The sequence below is a fragment of the Streptomyces sp. RPT161 genome, from assembly GCF_027533845.1.
GTDB classification, from domain to species: domain Bacteria; phylum Actinomycetota; class Actinomycetes; order Streptomycetales; family Streptomycetaceae; genus Streptantibioticus_A; species Streptantibioticus_A silvisoli_A.
Window position 1 is genome coordinate 107,338 of record NZ_JAPZVN010000015.1, and the last position, 15,539, is coordinate 122,876.

The 15,539-nt window shown below is 70.8% G+C and carries 11 protein-coding genes and 1 pseudogene; 1 reads left to right on the forward strand and 11 read right to left on the reverse strand.

The annotated features are described in order from the left end of the window. Window positions 1-13: 13 nt before the first annotated feature. The 5 genes from O5O46_RS25420 to O5O46_RS25440 all read right to left on the reverse strand — a co-directional run bounded on the left by O5O46_RS25420 (window position 14) and on the right by O5O46_RS25440 (window position 6,710). Window positions 14-1,897 carry an anthranilate synthase family protein gene (locus O5O46_RS25420; RefSeq protein ID WP_269857890.1) on the reverse strand — a complete coding sequence of 628 codons (1,884 nt, stop codon included), beginning with the start codon at window positions 1,895-1,897 and terminating at the stop codon, window positions 14-16. Continuing rightward, window positions 1,894-2,571, reverse strand: a complete 678-nt coding sequence (locus O5O46_RS25425) for an isochorismatase family protein (protein WP_269857891.1) — start codon at window positions 2,569-2,571, stop codon at window positions 1,894-1,896. The genes O5O46_RS25420 and O5O46_RS25425 overlap by 4 nt, the downstream gene beginning before the upstream one ends. Window positions 2,572-2,836: 265 nt before the next feature. Further along, complete coding sequence (locus O5O46_RS25430) at window positions 2,837-3,607, reverse strand: 2,3-dihydro-2,3-dihydroxybenzoate dehydrogenase (RefSeq protein ID WP_269857892.1); 771 nt, start codon at window positions 3,605-3,607, stop codon at window positions 2,837-2,839. 68 nt (window positions 3,608-3,675) lie between these two features. Continuing rightward, a complete protein-coding gene (locus O5O46_RS25435) occupies window positions 3,676-4,839 on the reverse strand; it encodes a 3-deoxy-7-phosphoheptulonate synthase (protein ID WP_443072622.1) in 1,164 nt (387 codons plus the stop codon). 239 nt (window positions 4,840-5,078) lie between these two features. Continuing rightward, window positions 5,079-6,710 (reverse strand): carboxylesterase family protein, encoded by a 1,632-nt coding sequence (locus O5O46_RS25440; RefSeq protein WP_269857893.1) that lies wholly within the window; start codon window positions 6,708-6,710, stop codon window positions 5,079-5,081. A 768-nt stretch (window positions 6,711-7,478) separates the two neighbouring features. Here O5O46_RS25440 and O5O46_RS25445 point away from each other — a divergent pair. After that, window positions 7,479-11,495: an nSTAND1 domain-containing NTPase gene (locus tag O5O46_RS25445; protein ID WP_269857894.1), complete on the forward strand. Its 4,017-nt coding sequence runs from the start codon at window positions 7,479-7,481 to the stop codon at window positions 11,493-11,495. Between the two features lie 139 nt (window positions 11,496-11,634). On the opposite strand, the gene O5O46_RS25450 is transcribed toward O5O46_RS25445, so the two are convergent. The 6 genes and pseudogenes from O5O46_RS25450 to O5O46_RS25475 all read right to left on the reverse strand — a co-directional run bounded on the left by O5O46_RS25450 (window position 11,635) and on the right by O5O46_RS25475 (window position 15,511). Continuing rightward, entirely contained in the window at window positions 11,635-11,775 is a 141-nt protein-coding gene (locus O5O46_RS25450) for a hypothetical protein (RefSeq protein WP_269857895.1), read from the reverse strand. A gap of 19 nt (window positions 11,776-11,794) precedes the next feature. Further along, on the reverse strand, window positions 11,795-12,109 hold the full coding sequence (locus O5O46_RS25455; RefSeq protein WP_269857896.1) for a hypothetical protein: 315 nt from the start codon (window positions 12,107-12,109) through the stop codon (window positions 11,795-11,797). A gap of 273 nt (window positions 12,110-12,382) precedes the next feature. Then, window positions 12,383-12,946, reverse strand: a pseudogene (locus tag O5O46_RS25460) (UTRA domain-containing protein); the annotation flags it as partial. 187 nt (window positions 12,947-13,133) lie between these two features. Beyond that, window positions 13,134-13,940 (reverse strand): NshR/TsnR family 23S rRNA methyltransferase, encoded by an 807-nt coding sequence (gene nshR / locus O5O46_RS25465; RefSeq protein WP_269857897.1) that lies wholly within the window; start codon window positions 13,938-13,940, stop codon window positions 13,134-13,136. 115 nt (window positions 13,941-14,055) lie between these two features. Next, complete coding sequence (locus O5O46_RS25470) at window positions 14,056-15,078, reverse strand: pyridoxal phosphate-dependent aminotransferase (protein WP_269857898.1); 1,023 nt, start codon at window positions 15,076-15,078, stop codon at window positions 14,056-14,058. Window positions 15,079-15,082: 4 nt separating this feature from the next. Further along, window positions 15,083-15,511 carry an ester cyclase gene (locus O5O46_RS25475; RefSeq protein ID WP_269857899.1) on the reverse strand — a complete coding sequence of 143 codons (429 nt, stop codon included), beginning with the start codon at window positions 15,509-15,511 and terminating at the stop codon, window positions 15,083-15,085. Between the last annotated feature and the right edge of the window lie 28 nt (window positions 15,512-15,539).

The following is a 15,539-nucleotide window of genomic DNA, read 5'->3' on the forward strand; positions in this document are numbered from 1 at the left end:
CGGCACCCTGGCATCAGGTCGGTACCGCGGCCAGCGCCAGTTCGGTGAGCAGTGTGCCGACGATGCGCGGCCCGTCCTGGGTCAGCACCGACTCGGCGTGGAACTGCATGGACGCGAAGTGCGGTCCGCGCAGCGCGTGCACCTCGCCGGTGCGCGGATCCCGGCTGACCTCCACCTCTCCCACGCCCGGGCAGTCCACCCGGTCCGCGTCGCTGCGGGCGGCGAACGTGTTGTAGAAGCCGACCCGTTCAGGCCGCCCGAACAGGTCGATCTCCCGTTGCACGCCCTGGTTGGGCACCCTCCGGCGCACCAGGTCGAAGCCGAGCGCCAGGCTGAGCACCTGGTGGCTCAGACAGACCGCCAGGAACGGGCGCCGCCGCTCCAGCAACTGGGCGGTGGCAGACCTCAGATGGGCGATCTTGGGGTGGTTCTCCTCCCGTGGATCGCCCGGCCCGGGACCCATCACGACCAGGTCGTGGCCGTCGAAGGCGTACGGCTCGTCGAAGCGCCGTACCGCCACCTCAAGGCCCATGGAGCGAAGTTGCTGCTCGATCATCGACGTGAAGGTGTCCTCCGCGTCGACCACCAGCACCCGCCGCCCCGCCAACTGAGATGCTGGACAGGCGCGTTGCTCCCGGTCCGCCAGCCAGAAGTCGGCTATGCCGGTGTTGCGCCGCTCAAGTGCCGCCAGCACGCTGGGGTGTTGCCCGAACCGTCGCGGCCCCGACTCCAGCGCCGCCAGCAGCCCGGCCGCCTTGGCCCGGGTCTCGGCCACCTCCGACTCCGGGTGGGAGTGCCGTACCAGTGTCGCGCCGACCCCGATCCGCATCCGGCCGCCGCCGTCGATGTCGGCGGTGCGGATGAGGATGGCGGAGTCCAGCGTGCGCTCCCCGTTCGCGTCGCGGCCGATGAGCGCGGCCACGCCGCTGTAGTAGCCGCGGCCCTGCGGCTCGTACCGGCCGATCACCCGGCAGGCGCTCTCCAGCGGGGAACCGGTGACGGTGGGCGCGAACATCGTCTCCCGCAGGATGTCCCGCGGGTCACTGGTGGTGTGCCCCTCGATGAAGTACTCGGTGTGCGCGAGACGTGCCATCTCCTTCAGGTAGGGGCCCACCACCCGGCCGCCGCCGTCGCAGATCCGGGCCATCATCTTCAGTTCCTCGTCCACCACCATGTACAGCTCGTCGGCCTCCTTGCGGTCGGCGAGGAAGTCCATCACCTCCGGCAGGGTCGGCCCGGACGGCGGATAGCGGTAGGTGCCGCTGATCGGGTTCATCACGGCGGTACCGCCGCGCACGCTGATGTGCCGCTCGGGTGTGGCGCCGACGAACGTCCTGGTGCCGGTGTGCACGATGAACGTCCAGTACGCCCCCGACTCCCGCTCCAGCAGCCGGCGGAAGAAGACCAGCGCGCTGCGCGGGGTGAAGTCGGAGATGTCGGCGACGAACGAGCGCTTGATGACGAAGTTCGCGCCCTCCCCCGTGCCGATCTCGTCGGCGATCACCCGGCGGACGATGTCGGCGTACGCCTCGTCGTCCACGTCGAAGTCCCCGCCGTCCAGCCGGATCGGCAGGTCGGGGATCCGGTCCAGCAGTTCCCTGGACGGGACGGTCGCCTGGCCGGTGACGGTCATCGCGATCAGCGGTGATCCGTCGTCGGCGGAGGTGAAGCCGCGCTCCGCGATCTGCCGGTAGGGGACGATCGCCAGCACCTCGTGGCGCGGGGCGCCGGTCGGACCGTCGGACAGCGGTATCGCGGCCAGCGTGTCCGGGGTGGACACCTCGCCGAGCAGAACCTCCAGCGCCTCCGGGCCGGTCGACTCCGGCCGGTGCAGCACCGCGAACGGCGGTGGGGTCGGCGCCAGCACCTGTTGGAACAGCTCCTCGGCGGCGCTCATACGGCGGCCCCGCGCAGCGCGTGGGCGAACCGGTCGGCTCCGCGGTCCAGTTGGCCGATGACCGCATCGGCGGTGGTGACCACGGCGCAGCGCCGCGCCGCGTACTCCACCGCCAGCCGGTGGTACTCGGGCGAGAAGTCGCCAACCGCGTCGGCGACCAGGAACGGCTGGATGTCGTTGGTGAACGCCTCCACCGCCGTCATCAGCACTCCGACGTGCGCGTACACCCCGCCGATCACCAACTGGTCGCGGTCATGGGCGCGCATCCGCTCCAGCAGCCCGGACTGGAAGAAGGCGCTGTAGCGCCACTTGGTGAACACCCAGTCGCCCGGTGCGGGGGCGAGCGCGTCCACCACCTCCCGGTCGGTGGGCGAGGTGCGCATGCCGGGCCCCCAGAAGTCCTTGAGCAGACCGCGCTGTTCCTCGGTCATGCCGCCGGGCTGCGCCGTATAGGCCACCGGCATGCCGAGGGCGGTGGCCCGCTCCCGCAACCGGGCCAGGTTGCGCACCAGTTCATGCCGCAGGTCGTCGGGAAAGGGCTTGAGGAAGTAACGCTGCATGTCGTGGATGAGCAGCACCGCGCGGTCCGGGTCGACCGTCCACTCGGCGGTGCTGGCGGGCAGTTGGGCCGCGGTGGGCATCGGATAGGGGTCGATGGCGGGTATGCCTGCCATGGCGTTCTCTCGTTTCTGAAGTCGCTGTGGTGGTGTGCGAGCTGGAGCATGCGGCGGATCGGCTCACGGCGGCGCCGCCGTGAGTACCCGCGGCCGGAGGGGCGAGCGCCTGAAGGACGCCGCGGCGCCGCCGGTCCGCGCCGTACGGGTCCGTGTCGCCGTCGCGGGGGTGACGACTCCCGCCGCGACGGCGAACGGCCACCAGGATGTGGACCGGCGGCCATGCCACTGCCGCGACCCACGGCTCACGATCCGCCGGACAGGCCTAAGCGCCGAGTCCCGCGCCGCCGTCGACCGTGAGGACGTGCAAGGTGATATGCGCTGCCTGGTCGGACAGCAGGAACACAACGGCGTCGGCGACGTTGGACGGGCGGGCCAGCCGGCCCAGCGGGATGCCCACCCGGAACGCGTCGGGGCGGCCCTCGATGGTTCCGGAGGGTCCTGACTCGTCGTGCCACATCGAGCTGAGCATGGGTGTGTCGGTGGACCCGGGGGCCACGACGTTGCACCGGATACCGAACCTGGCGACCTCCAGGCCGAGGCTCTTGGTGAACATCGAGGCCGCCGCCTTGGAGGCGGCATAGGCGGCCATCTCGGTACGCGGCGTCCCGGCGGCGTTGGACGCCACGGTGACGATCGCGCCGCGCATCCGCGGTGCCATGCGGTTGACCACCGCCCGGGACAGATGGAACACGCCGTTCACATTGACCCCGAAGGTGGTGGACCAGTCCTCGTCGCTGAAGTCCCTGACCTCGCCGAGGCGCAGCACTCCTGCGGCGTTGACCAGGTACTCCACCGGACCCAGCCGTGCCTCCACCGCTTCGACCACGGCGTCGACCTGGGCGCTGTCGGTGACGTCGGCGGGGAACGCGGCGACCCGCAGGCCGTCGGCGGTCAGCTTCTCCACGACGTCCCGCAGCCCGTCGGCGTCCCGGTCGACGGCGGCCACCGCGGCGCCGCGCTCGCCCAGCGCACGGACCACGGCCGTACCGATTCCGCCCGCTGCCCCTGTGACAAGGGCGACCTTGTTCTCCATTGCTGTGGACCTCCCTGCGGCCGTTCCCAGAACGGCAGTTGTGTGGTGGGCTCGGTCGTGCCGGTGGCTCAGGCCGCCCAAGCCGAGACCACGGATATGGCCTGACCCGGGTTGAGCCGCGGGTCGCAGAAGCTCGTGTACTTGTCGCCGACCTGGTCGATGCCGGACTCGTTGACGCAGCACTCGGTGACGTCGTCCGGTGTGGTCTCCAGGTGCAGCCCGCCCGCGATGCCGCCCGCCGACCGCACCGCGCACTGGAAGTCCCGCACCTCGCGCACCACGGTGTCGACGAAGCGGGTCTTGAGACCGTCGGCGGCGGTGACGGTGTTGCCGTGCATCGGGTCGGTGAGCCAGATCACCGGATGGCCCGCCGCCCGTACCGCCTTGACCAGCCGGGGCAGCCGTTCGGCGACGACCTCGGCGCCCATCCGGGCGATCAGCGTGAGCCGTCCGCGCTCCCGCCACGGGTCGAGCCGTTCGCACAGCTCCAGCAGTTCGTCGGGCGACATGCCGGGACCGACCTTGCAGGCGATCGGGTTGGCCACCTCGGCGAGCAGCGCGACATGGGCGCCGTCCACCTGCCGGGTGCGCTCGCCGATCCACGGCCAGTGCGTCGAGGCGAGGTACTGGCGGCCGTGCTCGTCCTGGCGCAGCATCGGGATCTCGTAGTCCAGCAGCAGCGCCTCGTGACTGGTCCACACCGGCGGGCAGATGCCTGACCTGCGGGCCGGGTTGAGCCAGCCGAGGTGGGTCATCGCCTCGCTGGCCGCCTCGTAACCGGCGAGCAGCCGCCGCGGGTCGGGCCTTCTCAGAAAGGGGTCGGGTTCCGGGCTGTTGACCATGTGGCCGCGGTAGACATGGAGTTCACGGCCGCCGACCCGCTCGGTGGGTTTGGATCGGGGCTTGCCGAACTGCCCGGCCATACGGCCCGCGCGCACCACCGGCCGGTGCGTGATCATCTTCATCACGCCGGCCAGCACGTCCAACAGGCCCGCCTTGCGGGCGACATAGCCCGCGGTGCACTCGGCCGGGTCCTCCGCGCAGTCACCGGCCTGCACCACGCGGGCCTCGCCCGCGGCGACGCTGGCCAGCAGGGTGCGCAGTCGGCGTACGTCCGACGCGTTGACCAAAGGCGGACGTGTCGCCAACTCTTCCGTGACCCACTGGAGTTGGTCGCCCGACCAGTCGGGCTGCTGAACGGCGGTCTTGGACCTGATGGATTCGATGCTGATTGATTCGATACTCGATGGGATGCTGACAAGAGCGTTGTCCACTGGTGTCTCCTGGTGTCTCCCAAGCGGAGGTGTCTCGCAGGGCGGAGGTGCTATGTGGCGCGGCGTTTCACGGACGCCGCGCCGCCGGCACGGCCCCCTGTCGCGCGAGGCGATGCGGGGGCCTCCCGTAGAGCTCCACACCGAACCGGTACGGCCTCCTCCGGAACGGCGCGTATCAGGGCGCCTCATCAGGCGCGTCAGGGCCTTGGCACCCAGCCGACGTCATCCCAGAACCGCAGTGAGCGCGGGTACGGGGTGGTGGCCAGCCGGGCCAGGCGGGGGCCGTCGGCTTGGGCGGTGCCGTCGGCGCCGAGAACCAACGTGGTGGGGCGGCCGGGGTGGAAGACCGGCCAGTCCGATACGCCCGCGGCGCTCGGTACGCCGTCGCGGGCGAAGGAGGCCACGAGGTCGATGAACATGTCGCAGACCCGCCGTTCGGACGGACCGTCTCCGTAGGCCCAGGCGTTCTCCTCGATGCCGTGGGTGCCGAACAGGAACCTGGACGTGGCCTCGTGCGGGGTGCCGAACGCGGGCGGCCGGGTGGGATGCGCGAACTCCATGAGGTACTGGGCCGGTTGGCGCTCCCCGGCGTCCCGTTCGGCGAGCCGGACGATCGGGTACCGGAACAGCCCGTCGCCCCAGATCCCGGTCCACAGGGACAACGGGTCCCGCGGCAGCCCCTCGGCCGCGGCGGCCTGCCGGTAGGCGGTCAGACAGTCGTCCACCAGGCGGTCGCTGACGTCGGGCGTCCGCTTCTCCAGAACCCTTCGCACGGCCGCCCGCAGCTCCGGCTCGTCGCGCGGCGCCGGTGGCGCCGGAAGGGCGGACAGGCCAGGGACCGTGAAGAACGCGCCCTCGGTGCGGGTGTAGACGATCAACGACGGCAGGTCGGGCGCGGGCAGTTGGTGGTCGAAGCCGCGCATCCACCGGCCGTCCGGCACCGGTCCCCGGTACTCGCGTCCGCTCGCCACCAGGCGCGTGGCCGGGCTGCCGGAGAACACCCGCTGCCAGGCGTCGAGCAGCGCGCCCGCGGGCACGTGCCGTAACCCCCGTACGTCGGTGCCCAGTCGCCGGGCGATGGCCGCGTAGACCGTGCGCGAGTCCTCGGCGGTCAGCCCGACGGCGGGCTGCCAGACATGGCAGGGGCTGAGCGGGACGATCCGGCGGATCAGCGGGCGTACCTGGGGCAGCAGCGCGAGCTGCCAGGCGCTGGCACCACCGGCCGACGTACCGCTCAGCGTGACGTTGCCGGGGTCGCCGCCGAAGGCCGCGGCGTTCCGCCGCACCCAGCGCAGCAGCTCCACCTGGTCCTGCAGCCCCCAGTTGGCGAACGAGCCGGTGCGCGGGTCGGTGAGATCCTCGTGTAGGCCAAAACCAAACGCGCCGAGCCGGTAGTTGAACGTCACCACCACCAGATCACCGCGCACCGCGGGACGGGCTCCGTCGTACGTCGCCAGTTCACCGCCGCCTATCTGCCAGCCGCCGCCGTGGACGTAGACCAGCACCGGCCGGGATCCGCGCACATCCGGCGTCCAGACATTGGCGTACAGGGCGTCCTCACGGCTCTCCGGCACGCCGGGCTGGAGGAAAGGCGGCACGAACCGTCTGGCGTCGCGCACTCCGTCCCAGGCGACCGGTGGCAGCGGCGAGGAGAACCGCAGCGCCCCCAACGGGGGCCGGGCGTAGGGAACTCCGCGGAACACGGCGAATTCGGGATGCCGCGTTCCGGCGACAAGTCCTTCCGTGGTGCGAACCACGACGTCACAGGGGTGGGCGGGGGACGCGGAGTCCGAATGTGTCAGCTCGGTCAGCACATACGGTTTCGCCATCTCAGGAACCATCCAGTCCGCGGGCTATCGCGGCGGCGCCGGCCATGACAGCGGTAATTTGCAGGACACGACGGGCTTGGAATTCTACGGCGGCATTGCTCATGGCCACAGTGCTCCCTCAACGAGCGAAAGTACGACACGTACCGGGCCGCACCGGCCTCGCACAGCCGGGCCGCCGAACAACTTGCGGGTTTTAGATCGTGTGCCGGAGCGGGAGCCGCGACCAATGCGCGTCTGAAAAATCCGTCAGGTGAGCGGTAATCCATCAGGTTCCGGCCACGATTCACCCCGGTAACCTGACAAATACCTGCCGGTATGTCACGGCGACAAAAAGGAGGCGGCTGTTTTCGGCCTTTGTGCCGGGAATTCGCTTTGGTGGCACGGCGGTTGGGGCGCGGTGACCGCGCGGCGGCGCCGGGCGCGGACGCGTCGGCGCCGGGCAGCGAGTGGGCCGGGGGCCGTGTGCGGGCGTGGACGCGGTCGCGAGGCGCGGGCGGGGGCGACCCGGTTTCGGGCGCTCGGGCCATTGGCCGGAAGTAGCGGAGGCTTCGCGTCCAGGACGCTCGTTCGGCGCCGGTCCCTCCCCTCGTGGAGACCGGTGCCGAACGAGATCGTCGCGCGTTTCCGCATCCTGCCAGCAAAGCGCCTCCGCACCGCGGTTCCGGTTCCGGCCGGACGGCGTCGCCGCAGGTCACTGCGCTAGAGTCAGTTTTCCGGTCCGGACGGTACGGGCGGCGGGGGACGGCAGGAGACTCGACGGAGGAGACCTTGAGCTCCGGTTCGGAGGCGCGCGCGGCCTTCGCGGAACAACTCGCGCTGCTGTACAGGGAGGCTGGAAACCCGCCCCTGAGGACCGTGGCGGAAGCGGTCCGCCGCCTTCAACGGGTCGACGAACGAGGGCGTCCGGTGCAGGTGTCCGCCCAGCGGATCAGCGACTGGCGGCGAGCCCGCAACGTACCCGCGCAGTACGCCGCGCTGGCGGCCGTGCTGCACGTCCTCATCCCGCAGGCCCGGCGGCTGGCGCCGACGCCGGTGAGCACGGGCCTGTACGACCTGTCCCAGTGGCAGAACCTGTGGGAACAGGCGGTGGGCGTCCGGACGACCACCGAGGAGGAAGCCGGCGATCCTCCGCAGTCCCCACCCGAGGTGGGCGTTTGCCCGTACCGCGGACTGGCCTCGTTCCGCCAGGAGGACGCGCGGTGGTTCTTCGGCCGGGAAAGGGCGACGGACGCCCTGGTGGCACAGTTGCGCGCGGCCCGGAATTCCGCCGGCCTGGTGATGCTGGTGGGCGCATCCGGGGCTGGAAAGTCCTCCCTGCTGAGGGCCGGGCTGGTACCGGCGCTGCTCAACGGGGCACTGGACGAAGGGGATTTCGTCGCGGGTCCCGCACTGGTGATGGTGCCGGGCACCGATCCGCTCGCCGAGTTGACCCGGCGAATACCCGAACTGGCCGACGCCATACCGGATGCAGGCACACCAGAGGCGACGGAACCAAATATTCCGCAATTCGCCGAACAGATACGGGAATCGGTTACAGCCTGGGCTCGGCGGGTGGCACCGTCCACCGCCCGACCGGTCCTCATAGTCGACCAGTTCGAGGAGTCCTTCACCCTCTGCCGTGATGAATCGAGCAGGCGCGCATTCATCCAACTGCTCCATGCCGCGGCTTCACCCGCACAACCCGGCGGCAACGCGCCGGTATTGATCGTGCTCGGTGTACGAGCCGACTTCTACGGCCAGTGCCTGGTGCATCCGGAACTGGCCGACGCGTTGCAGCACCGGCACATGGTGCTCGGCCCGCTCACCACCACGGAACTGCGCGAGGCGGTGATCGGCCCGGCCAAGGCGGTCGGCCTGGAACTGGAACCCGGCCTGGCCGAACTGATCATCAGGGAAGTGAGCGCCGGTGACGGGCAGGCCGGCCCCGACGGACCGCGCCACGCGCATGAAGCCGGGGCACTGCCGCTGCTCTCACACGCACTGCTCGCCACCTGGCAGCGGCGCAAGGGGGGCAGGCTGACGCTCTCCGGCTACCGGGCCGCGGGCGGCATCCGGGGCGCGGTGGCGGCGACCGCCGAGCGGGCCTGGTCCGGCCTCGACCCGGCCGGGCGCGCCGCGGCCAGACTGCTGCTGCTCCGGCTGGTCCGGCTGGGCGAGGACACCCAGGCCACCCGACGGCGCGGCACCCGACGCCAGTTGGCGGACGAGTCCACCGATCCGGACAAGACCGAGGAGTCGCTGGAGGCCCTGGTACGCGCCCGACTGGTGACGCTGGACGCGGAGTCGGTGGAGATCACCCATGAGGCGCTGCTGCACGCCTGGCCGCGACTGCGCGACTGGCTGGACGAGGACCGCCATGACAACCTGCTGCGGCAGAGGCTGGAGGAGGACAGCAGGGCCTGGGAGGCTTCCGACAAGGACACCGCGCTGCTGTACCGGGGCAGCCGCCTGGAGGTGGCCCGCGCCTGGGCCCAGTCGGCGGGGAACACCTTCCTGACCCGTGGCGTCGCCGAGTTCCTGGCCGCGTCCGCCCGGCTGCGGCGGCGCACCGTCTGGCTCGCCCGCGCCGCGGTGTCGGCGCTGGTGGTCCTGGCGGTGCTGGCGGTGGTCTCAGCGGTGGTCGCCCGACAGCAGCGGGACGACGCCGTCTTCGAGCAGGTGGTCGCCGAGGCCGACCGCGCCCAGAACGTGGATCCGTCGCTTTCCGCCCAACTCGACCTGGTGGCACACCACTTGCGGCCGGGCGACCACGGCGTCGCGGGCCGGTTGATCTCCACCGAGAACGCGCCGCTGGCCACACCGCTGCTCGGCCACACCGGCGCGGTGTACCTCACCTCGTTCAGCCCGGACGGGCGCATCCTGGCCACCGCCAGCTACGACCGCACCATCCGGCTGTGGGACGTGGCCGACACCACCCGGCCCAAGCCGCTGGGCAAGCCCCTCGGCGGGCACACCAGTTGGGTGAGCGCCGCGGTCTTCAGCCCGGACGGCCGCACCCTTGCGAGCTCCTCGGACGACGGAACGATCCGGTTGTGGGACGTGCGTGATCCGCGCCAACCTCGGCCGCTGGCGCCGCCGCTGGCCGGGCACGACGGCACCATCTACCTCGTCGCGTTCAGCCCGGACGGGCACACACTGGCGTCCGCCGACGAGGACCACACCGTCCGGCTGTGGGACGTGCGCGATCCGCGGCAACCACGGCCGCTGGGACCGCCGTTGACCGGGCACACCGGGGCGGTGCGCTCGGTGGCGTTCAGCCCGGACGGCCGGACGCTGGCCAGCGGCGGCGACGACAACACGGTCCGGCTGTGGGACGTGGCGGATCCGGCCCACCCGCAGCCACTGGGCGAGCCGTTGACCGGGCACACCGCGGGGGTGCACTCGGTGGCCTTCGCCCCGGACGGGCGCACGCTGGCCAGCGGCAGCACCGATGACACCATCCGGCTGTGGAACGTGGCCGACCCGGCCCACGCGGCACCCCTCGGCGCACCGCTCACCGGTCACACCGGACCCGTGTGGTCGGTGGCGTTCAGCCCGGACGGCACCATGCTGGCCGCGGGCAGCTCGGACAGCACAGCCAGCCTGTGGAACGTCAGCGACCCGGCGTACCCGTCCCAGGTCGGAGAGCCCCTGGCGGGCAGCAGCAGCGGGATGTACACCGTCGGCTTCAGTCCGGACGGGCGCACGCTGGCCACCGGGACGGGGGACAGCAAGGTCCGGTTGTGGTCGATCCCGACATCGGATCTGCTCGGCCAGACCGGCGCGTTCAGCCCGGACGGCCGCATCCTGGTAACCGCGGCGGCCGACAACACCGCCCGGCTGTGGGACGTGACCAAGCCGACCCGGCCCGTACCGCTCAGCAAACCGTTCACGCCGGGGCTCATTTGGGAGCGGGAATGGCCGGCGATATTCACCCCCGACGGCCGAACGCTCGTGTTCCGGTCAGGAAGCGACACGGTCCGGCTGTGGAACGTCGCCGACCCCACCCGTCCGGTCCCCTACGGCCCGCCACTGGAACTGCGGACCCGCTACGCGGGCGCGAACGCGATGGCCTTCAGCCCGAACGGCCGTGTTCTGGCGACCGCGTACGACGACGACAGCGTGCAGCTGTGGGACATCGCCGACCCGGCCCACCCCATACCGCTCGGCGCGCCGCTCACCGGTCCCGCGGGGTACGTCAACGCACTGGCCTTCAGCCCGGACGGCCATACTCTCGCCTGCGGCAGCGCGGACGACGACGTACGGCTGTGGAACGTGACCGGCCCACGGCACCCGACGCCGCTCGGCGCGCCGCTCACCGGCCACCTGGGCCCGATCAACGCGCTCGCGTTCAGTCCGGACGGGCGCACACTGGCCAGCGCCAGCGACGACAGCACGGTCCGGCTGTGGAACGTCACCAATCTGCTCCGGGTGACCCAGCTGGGCAGGCCGCTCACCGGTCACACCGAATCGGTCGCGTCGCTGTCGTTCAGCCCGGACGGCCACACGTTGGCCAGCGGCGGTGACGACAACGAGGTCCGGTTCTGGAACGTGTCGCGTCCGGCCGCGGCCACCGCCATCGGCGAATCGATCAGTCCCAACGCCAAGACCGGTCACTTCCTGTCGTTCAGCCCCAAGGGCGGTCTGCTCGGAGTGTCGAGCGGCTCCGACACCGTGCGACTGTGGAGCCTGGACGTCGACCAGGCCGCACGTCGCGTCTGTTCGATCACCCGGGGTCTGCTGACGAGGGAGACCTGGCAGAAGTACCTGCCAGGTCTGCCGTACGAGCCACCGTGCGGGAACTGAATGACAGTTCGTGATTTCCATCACACCTGGCCGTTCTGACTGGCAGGCGGCCTCCCGCACGGGCCCAACCCTTGTTACCGTCACGTAGAGCCCGAACGTTGGTGCATCCCCCGTCGCCAGCGCTCGGGCCTTTTCCTTTTCACGCCTGCCCGTTGGCCGTCGCCAGCCGGTGCGCGATCGCGCGCACGGCGCCCTCGTCCAGGGCGTCGACGATCTGGGCCATCGCGGAGGAGTCCTCCGGCCCCAGGTCCGTCAGACCGGCCGCGCCGAGGGCGGCCATCAGCACCTGGTGCCGCCGGTCACGTAGCCGCTCCTCGCGTGCGCTGCGACTGCGGTGCGGCGGGCGCCACTTGGGCGCCCGCCGTCCCGGAGCGTACGCGAACGGTGTCCAGGCGCCGCCAGTTCCGACCGTCCTCGGCCGGACCCCAGATCTCCACAACGGGCGCCTGGCCGCGCGCCCGTACGGTCTGGATCATCGCGGCGACCGCGTAGTCCACCGGCCCCCGGGCGGGCGATTCCGCGGCGATCCGCCAGCCCGAGTCCGGCTGGTGGAACGCCGCGACATACCGCGGCTCTCCGGGAGGCACGGACGCCATCCGCACTGCCGATTCCATGAGCGCTCTCCTCCGCACGGGGCCGGGGACGTCACCAACATCCTTTACCTGACGGGCCGTCGGAACGAAAGAGTGCTCTGACGCTACGTCAGCTTCTGGAGGCGTTTATGCGCCGTACCGCCAGCCGTCCTGGGCGACAGCAGCTCACGCCGGACGAACAGCGCGCCGGGGTGTACGGGCGACACCTTCGCGTACCGCCCCCGGCGCGGGACAGCGCCATGGTGCGCGCCGGGGCGTGCACCGCCGTGAAGAAGGAGACGAACTTGGCCGCGGTCACCACCTTGGCAGGCGGGTGGTGAACACCAACTCTGTGCGGTCACCGGGCAGTACGACCTCGGAGACGTCCACCACCCGCCCGGTTACGTCCGTGGACACCTTTCGCAGCGCCATCACCGGACCACCGTCCGGAAGGCCGAGCTCCGCCGCCTCGTCGGCGGTCGCCGGGCGCGCGGTGACGTGCTCCACGACCTGGTCGATCTCGATGCCGACGGTGTACAGCTGGCTTTGCGTACCGCCCGGCCAGGGCTCCTTCGTCTCGTCCAGCAGGTCCGGGTTGGCCGCCACGAGGTCGTGCGGGAGGTAGGAACGCACGATGTTGAACGGCGCGTCCTCCTCGCGGTAGCGGGTCCGGTAGCTCCGCTCCAGCAGCCGGGCCCCGACCGGCACCCCGAACACACCGGCAAGCTCCTCGTCGGCCTCCACCGCGCGGTACGCGGCATGGAAGACGAGATCGCAGGCGCTCAGCCCGGTCTCGTACTCGGTGGACCCGGTGGCCCGCCGCTCCTCCCGGGACGCGCGTGCGCGGTCCTTCTCCCGCTGGTGCCGGTCGTTGGAACGCCGCACCTTTCGACGTCCACCCCGCTGCGCCATGATCACCTCACCGTCGCTGACCACCGTGGCTCGCGCACCCTAGGTCGTCACGGCGCGACGCGCCGGACGCCCCGCCGAGCGGGCTCGCGGTGACCATCCCCGGCCGTCCACGCCCCCGGCGGGAGGCGACCACGCCCAGCCGCCGTGCGGCTCCTCAGCGGCCGGAGAGGTTCCAGCGGGCCCGCTCGTGCAGCGCGATCCCGGCGGAGACGGAGACGTTGAGCGACTCGGCCGCGGGGTTCATGGAAATGGACACCGTGTTGACCGAGAGGCCCTCGAACTCGCTCGACGCACCGGTCTTCTCACTGCCGAACAGAAGCGCCAGCCGCTCATCGATGCCACGCAGATCACCGACGCCGAGTTCCCCGTCGGCGCCGAAGGCCATCAGACGCGTACCGCTGTCCCGGAAGTAGCCGATCGCCTCCTCCCGCGACGCGAGGACGACCGGGAGCGAGAACACGTACCCTCGGCTCGCCCGGACCAGGCGCCGGTCCGCGATGCTCACCAGATCGCTGTCCACCAGCACGATGCCCCCGGCTCCGAGCGCGAAGGCCGTCCGCACGATGGCACCGATGTTGCCGACGATCTTCACCCCGTCGAGGACGATGAGGTCGCCGGTCGTGCCGGCCAGGTCCTCCAGACGGCACGGCTTGGGTACCCGGGCGATACCGAACGTCTTGGGCTTCTTGTCGCCCTTGAACACCTGATTGACGATCGAGGGCCCCATCAGCCGGACCGGAATGTTCCGCTCCTGGCAGGCGGCGAGCAACTGGCTCGGCACGGGGTGGCTCTCCAGCCCGTAGACCTCGATGAAGTCCAGCCCCGCGCGAACGCACTGCACGAGAGGCTCCGTGTCCTCGATCAACGCCGTCCGGACAACGGACCTTGAGTGCTTGGTGACGTCGATGATCCTTTGAACCGCGGGATCGGATCTCTCGGTAATAACGTCAAGGCTGGTCATGACCGAATTTTACCGTGCGTCACCCGCCCGGCCCCCTCCACGCACCCGCTCACGAGCGGCCACGTCTCGGCCGGCGCGCGCCACGACGCGTACGGCTGCGCCAGTCCGGCGGAGGTCAGGCCGGCAGCGTGGTGGATCCGAGCCGACTGCCGTACTGCCGCGCGGCAGCGATCACCGTTGCGCGGTCGTGGCGGTCGCCGACCGTCAGGCGAGTGCCGAGGGCCGAGGTGCTCACCGCGATGCCCAGGGCACGAAGGTGCTCGGCGAAGCCGGGACGGCCCGGGACGAGCACGAAGTTCGTGGCGCTGTCGACTGCGTCGAAACCGCAGTCACGTAGTTCGGCGGTCAGGCGTGCGCGTTCGGCCCGCAGCTCGACCATGCGCGCGAGGTGCTGCGCGGGGTGGCGGAGCACCTCCACCGCGGCCGCACAGGCCAGGTCGGACACAGTGAACGGCATCGAGAAGTCGTTGATCCTGGCAATCAGTTGAGGGCTCGCGATGGCGTAACCGATCCGCAGTCCAGCCAGGCCGTAGGCCTTGGAGAACGTTCGGGTCACCACCACGTTGGGGACGGAGGTGGCCAAGTCGGCCGAAGCCCGCGGGTCGGCGTCCTCGTCGAACTCTCGGTACGCCTCATCGAGCACGACGACGACCTCGCGCGGCACCCGGGCGACGAAGTCCGCGATGTCGGCGGCGTGGACGCGGACCCCGCTCGGGCTGTGCGGATTGATGACGGCGATCAGTGCCGGTCGTTCGGAGTTGCCGATCTCGGCCAGTCGATCGAGGTCTGTCCCCAGTCCCGCGGTCAGGGGGGCCTCGATGGGCACACCGCGCTGCTGGCGGGTGTAGACCGGGTACATCTCGAAACCCGGCGACGCGTAGGCGACGGTGGCGCCAGGCGTCACCGTCGCCCGCCAGATCAGGTCCAGCAGCCGGGAACTGCCCGCGCCGAGGAGGACCTCGTCAGGTCGGCAGCCGTTGTCCGCGGCGATCAATTCGACAGCCCGGGTCTGCCACGCCTCGGAGGGGTACCGGTTCGCCTGCCTGAGTATGTCGCCGAGTTGTCCGAGCATGAGCGAATCAGGGAGGAACGGTAGCTCGTTGCGGTCGAGCCGGATCGATGGAGTCGCGGATGACATGGCGTCAGCTCCGAGCCGAGGGTGCGGCCGCTTCCGGCAGTGCGCCCAGTTGCCGGTGCAGGCCGAGGAGGTCCATCTCGTCCCAATGTTGCGCAAGCAGACCGTTCTCCACCAGGAAGATGTCGATCAGGCCAACCGAGAACGTGCGGTTGGTGGGTGCGATGCCCAGCACCTCACCCACCTGCCGGCCGCTGAAGGTCATCCGCGCCACGATCTTGTCGCCCTCCACGACCAGATCCCGCACGACGAGTTCGAGGTCGTCGACAGCGTCACACCACCGGCCGACCACGGCCTTGAACGCGGCGCGGTCCGGGACGGCGGGATTGGGATGGCGGTAGTCGGCGGCCATGCAGCGGTCGAGCAGGTCGGCGTTGCCGGTGTTGTAGGCGTTGACGAAGTCGTCGACGAGCCGCTGGGCAGTCGCGCGGTCCATGCTCTCCCACTTTCGGTTGTCGGACCGA

What these genes read in the sequence shown, in the direction of transcription:
- O5O46_RS25450 (WP_269857895.1), bottom strand. Translation starts at nt 11,775, where the DNA reads ATGGCCGCCCTCGGCGCGGCCGGTCTGACGGACCTGGGGCCGGAGGAC.
- O5O46_RS25455 (WP_269857896.1), bottom strand. Translation starts at nt 12,109, where the DNA reads ATGGAATCGGCAGTGCGGATGGCGTCCGTGCCTCCCGGAGAGCCGCGG.
- nshR (WP_269857897.1), bottom strand. Translation starts at nt 13,940, where the DNA reads ATGACCAGCCTTGACGTTATTACCGAGAGATCCGATCCCGCGGTTCAA.
- O5O46_RS25425 (WP_269857891.1), bottom strand. Translation starts at nt 2,571, where the DNA reads ATGGCAGGCATACCCGCCATCGACCCCTATCCGATGCCCACCGCGGCC.
- O5O46_RS25440 (WP_269857893.1), bottom strand. Translation starts at nt 6,710, where the DNA reads ATGGCGAAACCGTATGTGCTGACCGAGCTGACACATTCGGACTCCGCG.
- O5O46_RS25420 (WP_269857890.1), bottom strand. Translation starts at nt 1,897, where the DNA reads ATGAGCGCCGCCGAGGAGCTGTTCCAACAGGTGCTGGCGCCGACCCCA.
- O5O46_RS25470 (WP_269857898.1), bottom strand. Translation starts at nt 15,078, where the DNA reads ATGTCATCCGCGACTCCATCGATCCGGCTCGACCGCAACGAGCTACCG.
- O5O46_RS25430 (WP_269857892.1), bottom strand. Translation starts at nt 3,607, where the DNA reads ATGGAGAACAAGGTCGCCCTTGTCACAGGGGCAGCGGGCGGAATCGGT.
- O5O46_RS25475 (WP_269857899.1), bottom strand. Translation starts at nt 15,511, where the DNA reads ATGGACCGCGCGACTGCCCAGCGGCTCGTCGACGACTTCGTCAACGCC.